At 40.7% G+C, this 15,638-nt stretch carries 15 protein-coding genes, 1 tRNA gene, 1 pseudogene and 1 riboswitch; of the genes and pseudogenes, 8 read left to right on the forward strand and 9 right to left on the reverse strand.

Annotation, left to right across the window (positions count from 1 at the left end; translation table 11 throughout):
- Window positions 1-132: 132 nt before the first annotated feature.
- Window positions 133-726 carry an RNA polymerase sigma factor gene (locus SD31_RS03050; protein ID WP_039053061.1) on the forward strand — a complete coding sequence of 198 codons (594 nt, stop codon included), beginning with the start codon at window positions 133-135 and terminating at the stop codon, window positions 724-726.
- Window positions 727-938: 212 nt separating this feature from the next.
- Here the strand turns inward: SD31_RS03050 and SD31_RS03055 are convergent.
- Window positions 939-1,023, reverse strand: a tRNA-Ser gene (locus tag SD31_RS03055).
- A gap of 159 nt (window positions 1,024-1,182) precedes the next feature.
- Between SD31_RS03055 and ispE the strand changes: the two genes are divergently transcribed.
- Window positions 1,183-1,992 carry a 4-(cytidine 5'-diphospho)-2-C-methyl-D-erythritol kinase gene (ispE, locus tag SD31_RS03060; RefSeq protein WP_039053062.1) on the forward strand — a complete coding sequence of 270 codons (810 nt, stop codon included), beginning with the start codon at window positions 1,183-1,185 and terminating at the stop codon, window positions 1,990-1,992.
- Between the two features lie 33 nt (window positions 1,993-2,025).
- Here the strand turns inward: ispE and SD31_RS20570 are convergent, their stop codons facing one another.
- The 6 genes from SD31_RS20570 to SD31_RS03085 form a co-directional block, all read right to left on the reverse strand.
- Entirely contained in the window at window positions 2,026-2,235 is a 210-nt protein-coding gene (locus SD31_RS20570; RefSeq protein ID WP_316929736.1) for a riboflavin kinase, read from the reverse strand.
- A 14-nt stretch (window positions 2,236-2,249) separates the two neighbouring features.
- The gene (gene ribF / locus SD31_RS03065) at window positions 2,250-2,999 is read right to left on the reverse strand and encodes a bifunctional riboflavin kinase/FMN adenylyltransferase (RefSeq protein WP_316929737.1); all 750 of its coding nucleotides are present in this window, start codon (window positions 2,997-2,999) and stop codon (window positions 2,250-2,252) included.
- Between the two features lie 9 nt (window positions 3,000-3,008).
- Entirely contained in the window at window positions 3,009-3,710 is a 702-nt protein-coding gene (gene truB, locus SD31_RS03070) for a tRNA pseudouridine(55) synthase TruB (protein ID WP_039053063.1), read from the reverse strand.
- 138 nt (window positions 3,711-3,848) lie between these two features.
- A complete protein-coding gene (locus tag SD31_RS03075; protein ID WP_039053064.1) occupies window positions 3,849-4,664 on the reverse strand; it encodes an undecaprenyl-diphosphate phosphatase in 816 nt (271 codons plus the stop codon).
- Window positions 4,665-4,672: 8 nt separating this feature from the next.
- Complete coding sequence (locus SD31_RS03080; protein WP_039053065.1) at window positions 4,673-4,909, reverse strand: DUF3098 domain-containing protein; 237 nt, start codon at window positions 4,907-4,909, stop codon at window positions 4,673-4,675.
- Window positions 4,910-4,942: 33 nt separating this feature from the next.
- Entirely contained in the window at window positions 4,943-5,812 is an 870-nt protein-coding gene (locus SD31_RS03085) for a permease-like cell division protein FtsX (protein WP_039053066.1), read from the reverse strand.
- 231 nt (window positions 5,813-6,043) lie between these two features.
- Here SD31_RS03085 and leuS point away from each other — a divergent pair, with 231 nt between their 5' ends.
- The 4 genes from leuS (at window position 6,044) to SD31_RS03105 (ending at window position 11,276) form a co-directional block, all read left to right on the forward strand.
- On the forward strand, window positions 6,044-8,827 hold the full coding sequence (gene leuS, locus SD31_RS03090; protein WP_039053067.1) for a leucine--tRNA ligase: 2,784 nt from the start codon (window positions 6,044-6,046) through the stop codon (window positions 8,825-8,827).
- A gap of 516 nt (window positions 8,828-9,343) precedes the next feature.
- Complete coding sequence (locus SD31_RS03095; protein ID WP_039053068.1) at window positions 9,344-9,808, forward strand: hypothetical protein; 465 nt, start codon at window positions 9,344-9,346, stop codon at window positions 9,806-9,808.
- A 96-nt stretch (window positions 9,809-9,904) separates the two neighbouring features.
- Window positions 9,905-11,092: an NAD(P)/FAD-dependent oxidoreductase gene (locus SD31_RS03100; protein ID WP_039053069.1), complete on the forward strand. Its 1,188-nt coding sequence runs from the start codon at window positions 9,905-9,907 to the stop codon at window positions 11,090-11,092.
- Complete coding sequence (locus tag SD31_RS03105) at window positions 11,076-11,276, forward strand: hypothetical protein (protein ID WP_039053070.1); 201 nt, start codon at window positions 11,076-11,078, stop codon at window positions 11,274-11,276. The genes SD31_RS03100 and SD31_RS03105 overlap by 17 nt, the downstream gene beginning before the upstream one ends.
- A 28-nt stretch (window positions 11,277-11,304) precedes the next feature.
- Here SD31_RS03105 and SD31_RS03110 read toward each other — a convergent pair whose 3' ends face one another.
- A complete protein-coding gene (locus SD31_RS03110; RefSeq protein WP_039053071.1) occupies window positions 11,305-11,880 on the reverse strand; it encodes a DUF937 domain-containing protein in 576 nt (191 codons plus the stop codon).
- A gap of 132 nt (window positions 11,881-12,012) precedes the next feature.
- Here SD31_RS03110 and SD31_RS03115 point away from each other — a divergent pair, with 132 nt between their 5' ends.
- Window positions 12,013-13,119, forward strand: coding sequence for a DUF2891 domain-containing protein (locus tag SD31_RS03115; RefSeq protein WP_039053072.1), 1,107 nt, complete (start codon window positions 12,013-12,015; stop codon window positions 13,117-13,119).
- 69 nt (window positions 13,120-13,188) lie between these two features.
- Here SD31_RS03115 and SD31_RS03120 read toward each other — a convergent pair whose 3' ends face one another.
- Entirely contained in the window at window positions 13,189-13,455 is a 267-nt protein-coding gene (locus SD31_RS03120) for a hypothetical protein (RefSeq protein ID WP_039053073.1), read from the reverse strand.
- Window positions 13,456-13,519: 64 nt separating this feature from the next.
- A riboswitch (SAM-I-IV-variant riboswitch) is annotated at window positions 13,520-13,614 on the reverse strand.
- A gap of 131 nt (window positions 13,615-13,745) precedes the next feature.
- On the opposite strand from SD31_RS03120, the pseudogene htpG reads away from it, so the two are divergent.
- Window positions 13,746-15,634 (forward strand): annotated as a pseudogene (htpG, locus tag SD31_RS03125) (molecular chaperone HtpG).
- The last annotated feature ends 4 nt before the right edge of the window (window positions 15,635-15,638 follow it).

A 15,638-nucleotide genomic window follows, 5' to 3' on the forward strand; every position in this document is an offset into this window, starting at 1 on the left:
GTGTTTAGATAGATAGAGCGTGTTGAGGTGTCATAATCCTAGTAKCCTTGGCAGTCTCAGAAACTATGGAATACGGTTTTAGTTATTTAAATATTCTTAGTATCTTGAATAATAAAGCCTTACGGCTTTGCAATGCATAAGGATCAAGACATAGAGTATTTAATAAGGCTTAAATCTGGTGATCAAGAAGGACTTCGGTTTTTTATGAGATTATGGGGAGAGCAGCTACGCTTTTATTCCTTTAAGATTACACGAAACAAAGAAGTCTCTGAAGAAATAGTTTCTGAGGCTTTTTGCATTGCCTGGCAGAATAAGGAGAAAACCGTATCTGTTGCGGCACTCAAATCTTATTTATTTCTTGTTGTGCGAAACGCTAGTTACGATCATACTAGTGGATATTACCGTAAAAATGTGGACTTGGGGGACGAATTTTTATTGGAGACCCCGGAAGGAAGACCAGATATTCTCTCACAGATTATTTATGTAGAAATATTGGAACAAATTATAAAAGAACTGGAACGTTTACCGAAACAGCAAGCCGAAATTTTTCGGATGACCTATCTGGAAGGAAAAAGTAATAAAGAGATCTGTCAAACCCTAGGAACTACACTGAATACTATTTATTTTGCTCGCTCCAAAGCCTTATCTACACTCAGACAAATTTTTAAAGAAAAGGACATCAGTTTATATTCAGCATTTATGATGTTTATAGAAATGATGGACTGAAGAAGGTAAAGATTTTCTTTACTAAGCAAGATCTTTGCTTATTTAATTAAAAGTCCTTTTTCCTCCCAATGATCATCCTAAGTTTCTGTGAATCGAACTCTCCGGCTAACCCTTCGGTTCGAATCCAATGCGGATGAAATGTATATATCTGTTGATTGTGGGGAAATCCGTTTAAAATAAAAAAGCTTCATCTGATGATGAAGCTTCCTTTGCGGAGAGTGAGGGATTCGAACCCCCGAACCTGTTACAGTTAACGGTTTTCAAGACCGCCGCATTCGACCACTCTGCCAACTCTCCGCCACAAAAGTAGAAATTCTATGTATATCTACAAAACTAAATTTTGCTCTTTTTCTTTATCACTTGAAAATGAGGTCGATGATTTTTTCATAAGCCTTGTTTTGTGCATTTATGCTATCTTTAAACTGCTTTTCAGACGGATTTTTGTTAATTTGTAGTATGATTTCATTCGCAAATGCTAAGATTAATATAGGGTTGTTTGTTTCCCGAAGGAGAGAGGATGGCTATCACGATATTGAAACCATATTCTATCCGGTGAAAATGTATGATGTGGTGGAAATGCATGCGGCAGATAGTTATTCTTTTGAGACCTATGGCATCCATATTCCGGAAAGAGGAGACAACCTATGCACCAAAGCCTACCATCTATTGAAGAGTGATTTTCCCCAGATTGAGCCTGTAGCTATCAAGTTGCTGAAAAACATTCCCGTAGGGGCAGGATTGGGAGGAGGATCTTCTGATGCAGCCTTTGTGCTAAAGGCGTTGAGCGAATGGAATAAGCTAAACCTTAAAGCCGAGGAACTGCAGAAATATGCCGCCAAGTTGGGAGCTGACTGTGCTTTCTTTGTGGAAAATAAACCTGTCTTTGCGACTGGAATAGGAGATGAGTTTTCCGAGATATCACTAGACCTGTCGACTTATTGGATTGTTATTGTAAAGCCGGATATACATATTTCAACGGCAGAGGCATATAGTCAGGTGATTCCTGCTGCACCTGAGGTGGACTTGTGTAGAGCGATTAAGTTGCCTATACAGGAATGGAAATATTACATTAAAAATGACTTTGAGTTTGGAATTTTTGATAAATATCCTGTCATACAAGAGATAAAGCACAAGCTATACGAAAAGGGAGCACTTTATGCATCTATGTCCGGATCTGGTTCTGCCGTCTATGGCATCTTTGAAGAAGAGGTTAACTTAGATGAGCTAGAGGCTTTGGGTAAGGTTTTTCATCCGGTAGAACTATAGAAGATTTGTAGGAACAAAAAGTAGGAGCCTATTTTACTTAAAATAGGCTCTTATAGTTTTTTCATCTTCCTTGATTTGCTGTTGCAGTGCCTCCAAGTTGTCGAAACGTTTGTCTTCACGGATAAACTTGTGGAACTTAATACGTACCGTACGGTCGTAAATATCTTCGTTGAAGTCAAGGACATTCACTTCTATTTTTCTGGTGAAGCCGTCGATCGTAGGACGATTACCTATATAACACATGCCTTGTGCGGTTTTTAACACTTTAGCTCCTCGTATTCGCCTGATATAATACTTGACACTTCGGTATAGATATCTACCTCTACGGCATAGATACCATAGGCAGGGATAAGCTTGTGCGCTTCATGCACATGTAGGTTGGCAGTAGGAAATCCTATTTGTCTTCCTATTTGGTCGCCTTTTTCTACAGTGCCTGTAAGCTCAAAAGGATAGCCTAGATATTTGTTGGCTGTATCAATATCCCCTTTGATAAGGGCTTCTCGCACTCTTGTTGACGATACGGCTACATCCTCGATATCTTGTTTGGCAATTTCTTCAACTTTAAAATCGAAAATCTGAGCAAAATGCTCCAAGTCTTTTATTGTACCCTTGCGGTTTTTACCGAAATGGTGATCATAGCCGATGATAATAGTTTTTGTTCCTAGCTTATCTACTAAGACATTGCGTATGTAGTCTTCTGGGCTGAGGTTGGCAAACTCCTGAGTAAAAGGAGTGATGATAAGATGGTCTAAGCCCGATAGACTTAGCTGATGGGTTTTCTCCTCAATATCGTTGATAAGGCGTAAGCTGTCGTCATTTGGGTTGATGACAAGGCGAGGGTGGGGAAAAAATGTAAGTAATACAGTTTCTCCTCCCGTTTCTTTGGCACAATCCACCAATTTCTTAAGAATTTTCTGATGCCCGATATGCACACCATCGAAAGTTCCTATAGTCACAATGGCATTATCTAATGGTACGAACTCCTCCAGATTTCTGTATATCTTCATTGGATAATACTATAAAGTTTGTTGTAGTGTAGATTCTTTTTGTTCACGTATAGCCTTAATCAGCTCATCCAGCTTCCAGGCGTCATCGACATGGAAGTCGCCACTCATGGTACGGCGCAAACTAGACAGATGGGCGCCGTTGTTCAATGCTTTTCCAAAATCATGTGCTATGGAACGTATATAAGTACCCTTCGAACATTTTATCCTAAAATGTACGTTAGGCATTTCTATCTTTTCGATGACAAAAGAAGAGATGATAATCTTTCTAGGTTTGAGCTCTACGTCTTCACCGCGTCTAGCCTTCTCGTAGACCCTTTCTCCCTTGATTTTTACGGCGGAATGGGCAGGAGGCAGCTGTTCCTGTTCTCCTTCAAAACTTTTGGCAACAGCTAATATCTCTTCTTCCGTGATTGCACTTATGTCGAACGTTTGATCTATCTCTGTTTCCAAGTCGTAAGAAGGAGTGGTAGCCCCTAAAGTGATGACGCCTGTGTATTCCTTATCTTCGGCTTGGAAGGTGTCGATTTTTTTTGTGAGCTTGCCGGTACAGATGATGAGCAATCCTGTTGCCAGAGGGTCCAAGGTTCCTGCGTGGCCCACTTTAAGCTTCAATGGCTTCATCGTATTGCGAAGTTTACCTACCACATCGAAGCTCGTCCACGTCAAAGGTTTGTCTACTAATAGTATTTCTCCTTCGGCAAAGGAGAATATTTTATGTTTTCTTTTCTGTTGTTTCCTTCATTTCTGAAAATCAAATGATATAGATAGATACTCTATATCATTTGAGTGCTGCAAAAATACGAATTATTGTCGAATGAATTATTATGCGAACCTGATGAAGGTGATGACCTATTGCTGCCAAAAGAATATTAACAATCCTATTCCGATGATGATGCGGTACCATCCCCAGAATCTAAATCCGTATTTTGTCAATACGGAGATGAATGTTTTCACGGCGATCATGGCTACGATGAAAGCTATTACATTTCCCAAGATAAAGGCTATAATGCTCTGTTCGCTAGCCATGATCATTTCATATCCTTTCTGAGCATGATTCGTCCCTTCTCCCCATGTTTTGACGAAGATGGAGTATACTGTCACCGCCAACATGGTAGGAACAGCCAAGAAAAAGGAAAATTCGGCAGCTGCTTTGCGGTTAAGACCTTGGGTCAATCCTCCAATGATGGAAGCCGCTGAACGCGATGTTCCTGGCATCATGGCCAGACATTGCCAAAAGCCTATGGTCAAGGCTTTCTTTATGGAAATGTCTTTTTCGTCCGTGATTTTAGGGTTTTTAAACCACTTATCGACAAATAGTAATACCACACCTCCCAAAACCAAAACGGTAGAGATGGCTATCTGGTTGCCTAATACGGCTTCTATCTTTTCGTCGAATAACTTGCCAAGAATCAGCGCAGGAATGACAGCAATGGCAAGCTTGTAATAAAGCTGTATGTTGTTGATGTCAAAAAACTTTTTCCAGTACAAAACCACTACAGCCAGTATAGCACCGAATTGGATGGACACCTGAAACATTTTAAGGTATTCTGTTTCTTCCATTCCCATCAATGCAGCTGTAAAACCCATATGGGCTGTTGACGATATAGGTAAATATTCGGTGAGTCCTTCAACAATAGCTATGATAATAGCTTGAATGTAATCCATTATAAAATTTATTTGTTTTTCGGCTTATATAAAATCGCAATAAATCCCAAGGCAAATCCCGCTACTACCACGATAGGAGCTAGGGTTATTTTAGTGAAGCTGTAAATGTCTTCCGTTCCCATCATCAGGAAAAATCCTACGGCCACAACAAGTATGCTTGCTATGAACAACTGGTAGTTTGCTTTCTGGAACACAAAAACACTCGCTTTCTTGTCTTTGTCCAATACGGTTCTTTTTTCAGTCATACTTTTTTATAATGTGTTAGTATAAACAATGTGTTATCGATACAGGCTGTGTGATTTAGCTTTTAAATATTTTGTTACGGCAAAATAGGTGCTAATACCGGAAATAAGGATTCCCAAGATTACCACTACTAAGAATATTAACACAAACTCACTCCAGCTTTGCAAAAATACAATCTCCGGAATCTGCTTTTGCGCGAAGTTTAACGTGAAAATCAAAAGCAGGATAGCTACCAAAGCACCAATCAAACCGTGAATGATACCATAAATGATGTACGGCCGGCGGATAAAGTTTTTTGTGGCACCGATAAGCTGCATACTCTTGATTAAGAAACGTTGGGAATAAATAGCTAGACGGATAGTATTATTGATGAGGGCTACAGCGATAATCAGTAATATGGCCGCAAAGGCTAATACCACAATAGAAATAACGCGTATGTTTTTGTTTACCATGTCGATAAGCGATTCTTGGTAAACGACTTCTTTCACTTTACTGCTTTTGGTGATTTTATCTATAAATGGCTGAATGCTATCCGCGTTGGCATACTGTTCTTTCAGATATACATCTATAGAAGGAAGAAGAGGGTTAGTTCCCAGATACTCGATAAAGTCTTCCCCGAGGTCTTCTTTTAGGTTTTTGGCTGCCAGCTCTTTGGAAACATATTCCGTACGTAATACGTAAGGATCTTTTTCTAAGTCTTTCTGTAGGGATAAGACGTCACCCTCGTTCACATTGTCATTCACAATGATATTAAGTACTATATTTTCCTTCACATATTTGGAAAGGTTTTTGGCATGTACCAATATCAATCCCAAAAGACCGGTCATCAACAGTACCAAAGCAATACTGATAACCGTAGAAATATATACGGATTTCGTTTTTTTTTCTTGGTGATCCCTGATCAATTATAGACATAAAGCTTCTTAATTTTATAATGCGAAAGTAAGGATTTATGATGATTTTAGGGAATAAATATCAATATATCTGTCGGGGAAATCAAGATTTTAACATTTCTTTACGAATGAAATAGTAAGCCGTGAGTGCTGCTATCCAAAAAATTACTTGATTTAAAAACAATTATTCCCATATATGCCTTAAAATCGCTATTTTCGCATCTCTTTAGAACGTATTAAGAAATGGATTATTCGCACAAATCAATTGAGAAAAAGTGGCAAAAATTTTGGGCTGAGCGAGGAACTTTCAAGACCTCAGAGTCTACGGACAAGCCTAAATATTATGTGTTGGACATGTTCCCTTATCCATCGGGAGCAGGATTGCATGTGGGACATCCGCTAGGATATATCGCTTCTGATATTTTTTCAAGATATAAAAGGTTGAAAGGATTTAACGTATTGCATCCGATGGGATACGATTCTTTTGGTTTGCCTGCGGAGCAATATGCCATCCAAACTGGACAACATCCTGCGATCACGACAGAAACAAACATCAACCGCTATCGTGAACAGCTGGACAATATCGGATTTTCGTACGACTGGTCTAGGGAGGTGCGCACGTCGGATCCTTCGTTCTATAAATGGACGCAATGGATTTTTATGCAGCTTTTCAATTCTTGGTATAACAAGGATGCTGACAAAGCTGAGTCTATAGATACTTTAATTCAAAGGTTTGAAATATCAGGTACACAGGGAGTTAATGCTTCTTGTGATGAAGATATTCTGTCCTTCACCGCGGAGGAATGGAAAGCTTTTACCGAAGAGGAACAACAACGTGAACTGTTGAAATATCGTTTGGCTTACCTGCGTGAAAGTACGGTAAACTGGTGTCCTGCTCTAGGGACCGTGTTGGCCAATGACGAAGTCATTAACGGCGTCTCGGAGCGTGGCGGTTACCCGGTAGAACAGAAAAAGATGATGCAATGGTCTTTGCGTATCACCGCTTACGCGGACCGACTGCTTAGAGGGTTAGAGACCGTGGACTGGCCGGAACCTGTCATTGAGATGCAACGCAACTGGATAGGCAAGTCGGAAGGTGCTTCGGTTAAGTTTCCTGTGCCGCAACTGAATACTGAAATTGAAGTATTTACGACTCGTGTAGATACTATTTTCGGTGTGACGTTCATCGTACTGGCACCTGAACATGAGTTGGTTTCTGCTTTAACTACGGAAGGTCAACGGACTGAAGTTGAAGCTTATATAGAAAAGACTGCGAAGAAGTCCGAGCTTGACCGTATGGCAGATACAAAGACTGTTTCGGGAGCATTTACCGGTTCTTATGCAAAACATCCATTGACGGGTGAAGATGTACAGATATGGATTGCAGACTACGTGTTGGTAGGTTATGGTACGGGAGCGGTGATGGCTGTGCCGTCAGGTGACCAACGTGATTACCTGTTTGCAAAACACTTTAATTTGCCTATCATTCCTATTTCGGATACACAGAATATTGAAGAGGCTGCCGACCCGAACAAAGATGGACGCTATATCAATTCGGGATTTATCAACGGCATGACTTATGCTGAAGCCGTTCCAGCCTTGATTGCTAAGCTAGAAGAACTAAAACTCGGAAAAGCTAAGGTAAACTATCGCATGCGCGACGCCATCTTCGGACGTCAGCGTTATTGGGGAGAGCCTGTGCCGGTATATTTCAAAAATGGATTGCCTTATCTGATTAAAGAAGAAGAACTTCCTCTCTTGTTGCCGGAAGTAGATAAATATCTTCCTACAGAGACAGGAGAGCCTCCTCTTGGTCGTGCCGAAAACTGGAAATACCAAGGCCAATACGAGTATGAGTTGAGCACCATGCCGGGATGGGCCGGTTCTTCATGGTACTGGTTCCGCTATATGGATCCTAAAAACGATAAGAGCTTTGCTTCAAAAGAAGCAATCGACTATTGGAAAGCCGTAGACTTGTATATCGGAGGCTCGGAACACGCCACAGGTCACTTGCTTTATTCCCGCTTCTGGAATAAGTTCCTTAAAGATTTGGGATACCACAACGAGGAAGAACCGTTTAAGAAACTAATCAACCAAGGTATGATCCAAGGTCGTTCTAACTTTGTGTACCGTATCTTGGATGAGGAAGGTAAAGGAACGAATAAGTTTGTTTCGTATGGATTGAAAGATCAATACAATACGATTCCATTGCATGTGGATGTAAACATCGTTAGCAATGATATTTTGGATACGGAGAAGTTCAAAGCCTTCAGACCGGATTTTGCCAATGCGGAATTTATCCTTGAAAATGGCAAATATATCTGCGGCACTGAGGTGGAGAAAATGTCCAAGTCCAAATTCAATGTAGTAAATCCGGACGACATTATAGAGCAGTTTGGTGCAGATACATTGCGTCTCTATGAAATGTTCTTAGGACCTTTGGAGCAATCCAAACCTTGGAATACCAACGGTATCGAAGGGGTATATAAATTCTTGCGTAAAGTATGGCGCTTGTTCCATGATGCGGAAGGCAACTTCAATGTGTCGGACGATGAACCAACAAAAGCAGAATACAAATCGCTGCACAAAATCATCAAGAAAGTAGAAGACGATATCGAGCGTTTTTCGTTCAATACATCGGTATCTGCTTTCATGATTTGTGTGAACGAGCTTACTGACTTGAAATGCAACAAACGTAAGATCCTTCAGGATTTGATCGTTGTACTTTCTCCTTATGCTCCACATATTACCGAAGAGCTATGGGCTTTGTTAGGTAATGAGCCAGGAACAATTTCTTATGCCCCATATCCAAAGTTTAATCCGGATTATTTGGTGGAGTCAGAATTTGCTTACCCAATTTCCGTAAATGGTAAAATGAAAATGAACCTCTCTCTGGCCTTGGATCTGGATGCTAAGGCAGTAGAAGAAATCGTTCTTGCAAATGCGGATGTACAACGCTATCTGGATGGAAAGCAGGTGAAGAAGGTTGTTTATGTGAAAGGTAAGATTATTAATATCGTAGTGTAAGATATTCTTTACAACCTACAGAAAAGCCTCGAGTTTGCTTCGGGGCTTTTTCTTTTCAAGATGAGCTGACAGGATGTCAAAAATTGATGTTTTAATTAATTCAAATGTAAAAAATTTCTTATTAATACTTAATTAAAAAATTTGGCAAGCTTCTTGTAGTGTAATTAGGAAATTAAAAGAAAGGAGAATGTATGATTAAGAAGCAGAAGGAAAAACAAACAACTTTACAAAGAAACCCTTACATGTTTTATGTTACCAATTGGGGATTTGTAGAACCAACCAAACCAGAAACCAAACAAAATCAGAAACGTTAACAGTCGTGTTAACTTTCTGATGAAAGTTAAAAATTGTTGATGTGCTTTTCATAGAAAAAGCATTTTTTGTTTCTAACCATCTCTCTTTTACTCCTTACATCTTAACAAAATTTAACAAAGGTAAATTAAACATTTCGAGGTTTTTATACTCTATTGTTTTAGAAAAGGTTATTAAATATTAAAACAAAGAAAGGAGTAAAAAATGAAAAAAATCTTATCTATAGCCATATTACTTTCAGGCATAGGCTTCGGCGCTTTTGCTCAGGAAAAGGTGAACAAGGAAAAACGTCAGCATAGACCTGTGCGTGAAAAGAAAGAGTGGGTGAAACGTACGCCAGAGGAAATAGCGACCAAGCGCACAGAAATGCTGGATAAAGAACTTAACTTTACCGACCAACAACGTCAGGAGGTCTATAAGTTAAACCTTGAGCGAGCCCAAAAGGCTAAAGCCATGCAAGAAAAGCGCAGACAAGATCATCAGGTGGCGCGCAAGGAGTTTATGGCCCACAGAGAGAAATTTGAGAAAATCTTGACCGAAGAACAAAAACAGAAATTAAAAAATAAATATTCTAAAGAGTCAGGTGCAAAGTTCAGAAAAGGAAGAGACATGGAGCACCGTCGAATGCGGATAGATTCATTGAAGAAAAAGGAAAATAGTGTAGGATAGGTTTCGTGGGAGTTTAAGGTAGCCGCAAACGTAAGTTTGCGGCTATTTTTATGAATGGATAGCGAGAATCGTCGAAAGAGAAGTATCTTTGCATCCATGAGTGCATTACCCGTCGTCGTTGTAGGGGCAGGTCCAGCAGGATTGATGGCTGCGTATAAGCTGGCACAATCCGGTGTACAGGTACTTGTGTATGACCATAACAAAGCTCCCGCCAGAAAATTTTTAGTAGCTGGCCACGGCGGCTTTAACCTTACTCATAGCGAGCCTGTAGAAGAGTTTGTACACAAATATACTCATCCTCATATTCAACAAGTTGTTAAAGAGTTTGATAATGTGTCTGTTATTAAGTGGCTGGATTCCATTGGAATAAAGACTTTTGTGGGTAGTTCGGGTAAGGTGTTTCCCGAAAGAGGGATAAAACCTATTGAGGTACTGAACGCTTGGATGGAGGCATTGAAAGGGTTGCAGGTCTGCTTCTTTTCGGGATATAAGTTGGTGGACTTTGATGAGGAGTTTGCGTACTTCAGCCGTGGGGATTCCATTGAGAGCGTAAGATACGGCAGGATGATATTGGCAGTAGGGGGAGGATCCTGGTCCAAGACGGGCTCGGATGGACGTTGGACGGAAATCTTAAGCCGTAAAAATGTAAATATCTTGCCGTTTCAGGCTGCCAATTCGGGGTACAACACGAAAAAGGACTTCTCCATCTTAGAAGGACAAATACTCAAAAATGTACAAATACGTTTCGGGGACATAATAAAAAAAGGAGAGGTATTGTTTACACGCTATGGTATTGAGGGAAGTCCGGTATATTATATGAACCGATATACACGAAAAGAAAACTTTCCCCTCACCTTGACTTTAGATTTAAAGCCTTCCCTTACCGTGGAAGATATAGCACATATACTCCGGCATTCCCGCAAGATTTCTGAGACATTGAAAAGTAAACTTAACCTTAAGGGGGCAGCCTTGACATTGCTCAAGCTGCTGGATAAGGAAACGTTTACCACTGCAGGCTTATTGGCAAAGAGTATCAAGAATTATCCTATTGAGGTTACAGGTCTGCGTCCTATAGAGGAAGTCATATCTACCTGTGGAGGAGTGGATATGGATGAGGTTCGGCAAGATTTTTCGTTGGTAAAATATCCAAAAGTGCACTGTATAGGTGAGATGCTGGATTGGGATGCCCCTACGGGAGGTTATCTCTTGCAGGCATGCTTCAGTATGGGGCACTTTTGTGCACAACAGATAATTTCACAACAAGATAATGTATCCGTATCATAATAAAATCAAGCAGCGTATCCATAACGGAGAACTGATAAAGTATGAATTTGTGTCTGTCTATAAGCAGATTGCTCCGGCTTTGGTGTTGTATTTCAACACCTATCCTTATGTACGACCTGTACGTCAGCATCGCTTTGAAGAGTACAGAAAGCTATTTGAGGAGCTGGGACTTAGGGAAGGATAAAATACAGACTTTGCAGTCCGTATTTTATCTATTTACCGAATATGGCGGCTAAGGTCTCTAATACTGACCCCTTTTTATCGGCATTATTGTTTTGGTTAAAAAACTCACCGGCCAAATTGGAGAGTGTTCCCTGATTTGTCGGGGAGGATACGCCAAAGCTGTCCATGATATTACTTACCAGAGATCCTAAGATACCACCGCCGGAAGACGACTGTCCTCCTAAGATATTTCCAATAAGGTCACCTACTCCGCCGTTGTTTAATTTCTTCTGCTTGCCGAAGAATCCCATCACAAGAGGGGTGAGTAGAGCTAAGGCACCTTCAATCTTTTCTGTAGACAATCCTGTTCTTGAAGCAAGATTAGTCTTAACCACATCGGTGTTGCTGCCAAAGATGTGCTGCACTATTCTCTTGCCATCCGTACTTACGGTGCTGTCTGTCAGCTTATCCAATTGACTGAAGATACTGCCGTCGTGCTGTTCTAATGCTTTATTTATATTGTCTGCTTTTTCGGAACTTTTCTTAGCATTATAGTTGAGTGCTGCAACCATCAGCGGTACGGCCGCGGCAACCAGCCCTTTGGTTTTGTCCTCGTCAATATTCAATTCAGTGTCTTGGAGATAGCAGAAGTTACGTTTGAACCTATTCCTCCTGTAATTAAATCTGTGATGTTCATGTCGTTTGATTGATAATTTTTTATACATTTAAGCTATAATCTAAATTATGAATACTTTACAATGAAGAAAGTAACATTGGTCTCTTTTGTGCTGATCACAACCTTGTTTTTTTCAGCTTGTAGAAATATTTCGTCAAAAGCGGATAGAGCAGAGGACAGCAGGGTAGTCCGCTTGGACGAGGAGTTGGCTTGTAGGATTATAGCGTTGCCCACACATTGTTTGGAAGTGGAATATCCGAATAAGTTGGGGCAGGTGTTGGGATCTGAAGAAGATTTGAAGTCGCCGAAGGCTTTACGTCCTATATTCTACGGATGTTTTGACTGGCATTCTTCTGTTCATGGCTACTGGTCTATTGTGGAGCTACTGCGTCAATACCCTTCGTTGGATACGGCAGGTATAGTGCGGGACTTGCTGAACAGACATATTACCCCGGAGAATGTGGCGGTGGAAATGGCCTTTTTTAACGATAAGAATAATACCAGCTTCGAACGTACTTACGGATGGGCTTGGCTGTTTAAGTTGCAGGAAAGCCTTACCCTATGGCAGGATCCAGATGCGCAGCGATGGAAAGCAGCCTTGCAGCCCCTCGCCGATTTATTGGTGGAACGTTATAAAGAATATCTTCCTAAGTTGGTATATCCAATACGTGCGGGGCAACATGACAACAGTGCTTTCGGACTCTCCTTGTCGTTGGATTATGCTAGGACCGTAGGGGATAAGTCCTTTGAGGCTGCTATCGTAGAGCATGGACAGCGACTGTTTGCAAAAGATGAGCATTGTGATCTGGCGTACGAGCCAAGTGGCTATGACTTCCTGTCACCATGTCTGGAAGAGGCATATCTGATGTCCAAGATATTGACCAAAGCAGATTTTAGAGAGTGGCTGCTTCAGTTTATGCCACAGCTTTTCGACGACAAGTTTATCCTTGAGCCTGCGGTGGTGAAAGACCGTACGGACGGCAAGCTCGTACATCTTGACGGCCTCAACTATAGCAGGGCCGCCTGTCTGTATGGGATTAGTGCCAAACTTCCCGAACTGAAACATTTGAAGAGCATAGCTGATCACCATATAGCATTTGCCTTACCCAACCTTTCTACCCAAGATGATTATATGGGGTCACATTGGCTTGGAACCTTTGCTCTATATGCGTTATCGCATGTACATTAAAAGAACTAAAGGGCAACATAGGTTGCCCTTTTGATTATGAAACTGGTGAACGTTGAATATGAGAGCAAGTTATTGACGAAGAGGGATTAGGGAGTTGTCCTGCAACTTTACAGGAACAGATTTTATGTGTGTGAAACCGTCTTGTTTTTCAATAATCCTTGACATGTCTATCCCTTTTCGTGAAAGAGCAGAGATAATAGCGGTGCGGAACGTAGCTCTGGAAGAGCCCCATGCATTGCTGTCTACCGTCTCATTGTTGAGACGTATAAGCTCTTCGGTAGTGTACTGGCTGAATTTTTCCACTAAATGCTGGAAAAGTTTGCTGTTGTTTGACATTACAATTTAGATTTTACGTTAAACCAATAAATTGTATTCAGAAAACTTAGGGATAAATAAAGCGTGGAAACGTTTATTTTGGTCCTGATACCCGTATTATTTTACCACCGTGGTGACTACACTCGGTTGGTATTGCTTACGCAATTCTGAATACTCTACAAATATAGTAGATTATTTTGAAATGTCAATGTCTTTAATTTTATTTTGTCATTTTCTCCTGCCAAAATGTCCTAAAAAATCTTTTGGAACGTAGCTTGATAACTCATGCTCGTAATAAAAACGCTAAATATATGAGCACAGAGAAAGGTACTATCTCCATAAACACGGAAAACATATTTCCGGTCATCAAGAAATTCCTATATTCAGATACAGAAATCTTTTTACGTGAGTTGGTTTCCAACGCTGTTGATGCTTCCCAAAAGATAAAACGTCTTGCAGCCTTAGGACAGTTCAATGGTGAGCTGGGCGACTTGGTTGTGGATGTCAAGTTTGACAAGGACGCCAAGACCATTACGATTTCCGACAATGGTATTGGTATGACGGCCGAGGAAATCAAAAAATATATCAACCAAATAGCGTTTTCCGGAGCCACAGAGTTCATGGAGAAATTCAAGGAAGCCAAAGATGCCAATGAAATTATTGGTCGTTTCGGCTTGGGCTTCTATTCGGCTTTTATGGTGGCCGATAAGGTAGAAATAGAATCCTTGTCTTATCAAGAAGGAGCCGAGCCTGCACATTGGGTATGTGATGGCAGCACTTCTTATGAAATCTCCAAAGGATCGCGTACCAGTCGCGGTACAGATGTTATCTTGCATATCAACGAGGAGTCGGAAGAGTTTCTTGATAAATTCAGATTGCAGGAAATTTTAGACAAATATGCCAAATTCCTTCCTGTAAAGATTCGCTTCGGCACCAAATCCACAACCGAGAAGGATGGTGAAGACGAAAACGGTAAACCTAAATATAAAACTGTAGAGGTTGATAATATTATCAACAACACCAATCCGGCGTGGACCAAAGCTCCGGCAGACCTTAAAGATGAGGATTACCTGTCTTTCTATAGGGAGCTTTATCCATATTCCACAGAAGAGCCTTTGTTTTGGATTCATCTTAATGTAGACTATCCGTTTAACCTGACAGGTATTCTTTATTTTCCTAAGCTTAAAAATGAATTTGAAGTTCAACGCAATAAAATTAAGTTGTACTCCCGTCAGGTATTTATCACCGATGAGGTAAAGGATATTGTGCCAGAATATCTGATGTTGCTGCATGGGGTTATCGACTCACCAGATATTCCTCTTAACGTGTCGCGTTCATTCCTGCAGGCCGACAGCAATGTGAAGAAAATCAGCAATTATATCACTAAGAAGGTAGCGGATAAGCTGCAGGAAATCTTTAAGACGGACCGCAAAGGTTTTGAAGAGAAATGGAATGATATAGGCCTCTTTATTAAATATGGCATGCTGACAGAAGAGAAGTTTGCCGAGAAAGCCAACGACTTCTGTTTGTTGAAAAATATAGCCAACGAAAACTATACGATCAAAGAATACTATGAGAAGGTAAAAGATATCCAAGCTGATAAAGATGGCAACATCGTTTATCTATACACATCTGATGCCAATCAGCAAGATAGCTTCATCGCTAATGCGAAGGCCAAAGGTTACGATGTCTTAGTATTGGATGGTCCTATAGATTCGCATTTTGCCTCTTATCTGGAGCAAAAAGGAGGAGAGAAGGTACAGCTGAAACGTGTAGATGCCGATGTTATCGATAAACTAATACAAAAAGAAGAAAAAATAGAGCTAAAGCTGTCTGAGGAAGAAAGTAAGAAGGTAACCGAAATCTTCAATAAGGCTATCAGTCGTAAAGATATGGAAGTCCATGTGGAAGCCATGTCGGAAGAGGAGCTTCCGGTATCGGTAACAATAGACGAATTTATGCGTCGTATGAAAGATATGGCCAAGACCGGTAAAGGTATGGGCTTCTATGATTCGCTGCCGGATCATTATAAGGTGAGTGTAAATGGCAATCACCCGCTGGTAAAACGTATCATCGAAAGTCAGAAGAAGATGCCGAAAAGCTAGCGAAACAAGCCTTCGATTTAGCCTTACTGTCACGTGGACTGTTGACAGGATCAGATCTTACGACTTTTGTAAAACGTAGCGTGGAGATGATTTAGAAGA

This window comes from Sphingobacterium sp. T2, assembly GCF_000814685.1.
GTDB lineage: Bacteria > Bacteroidota > Bacteroidia > Sphingobacteriales > Sphingobacteriaceae > Sphingobacterium > Sphingobacterium thermophilum.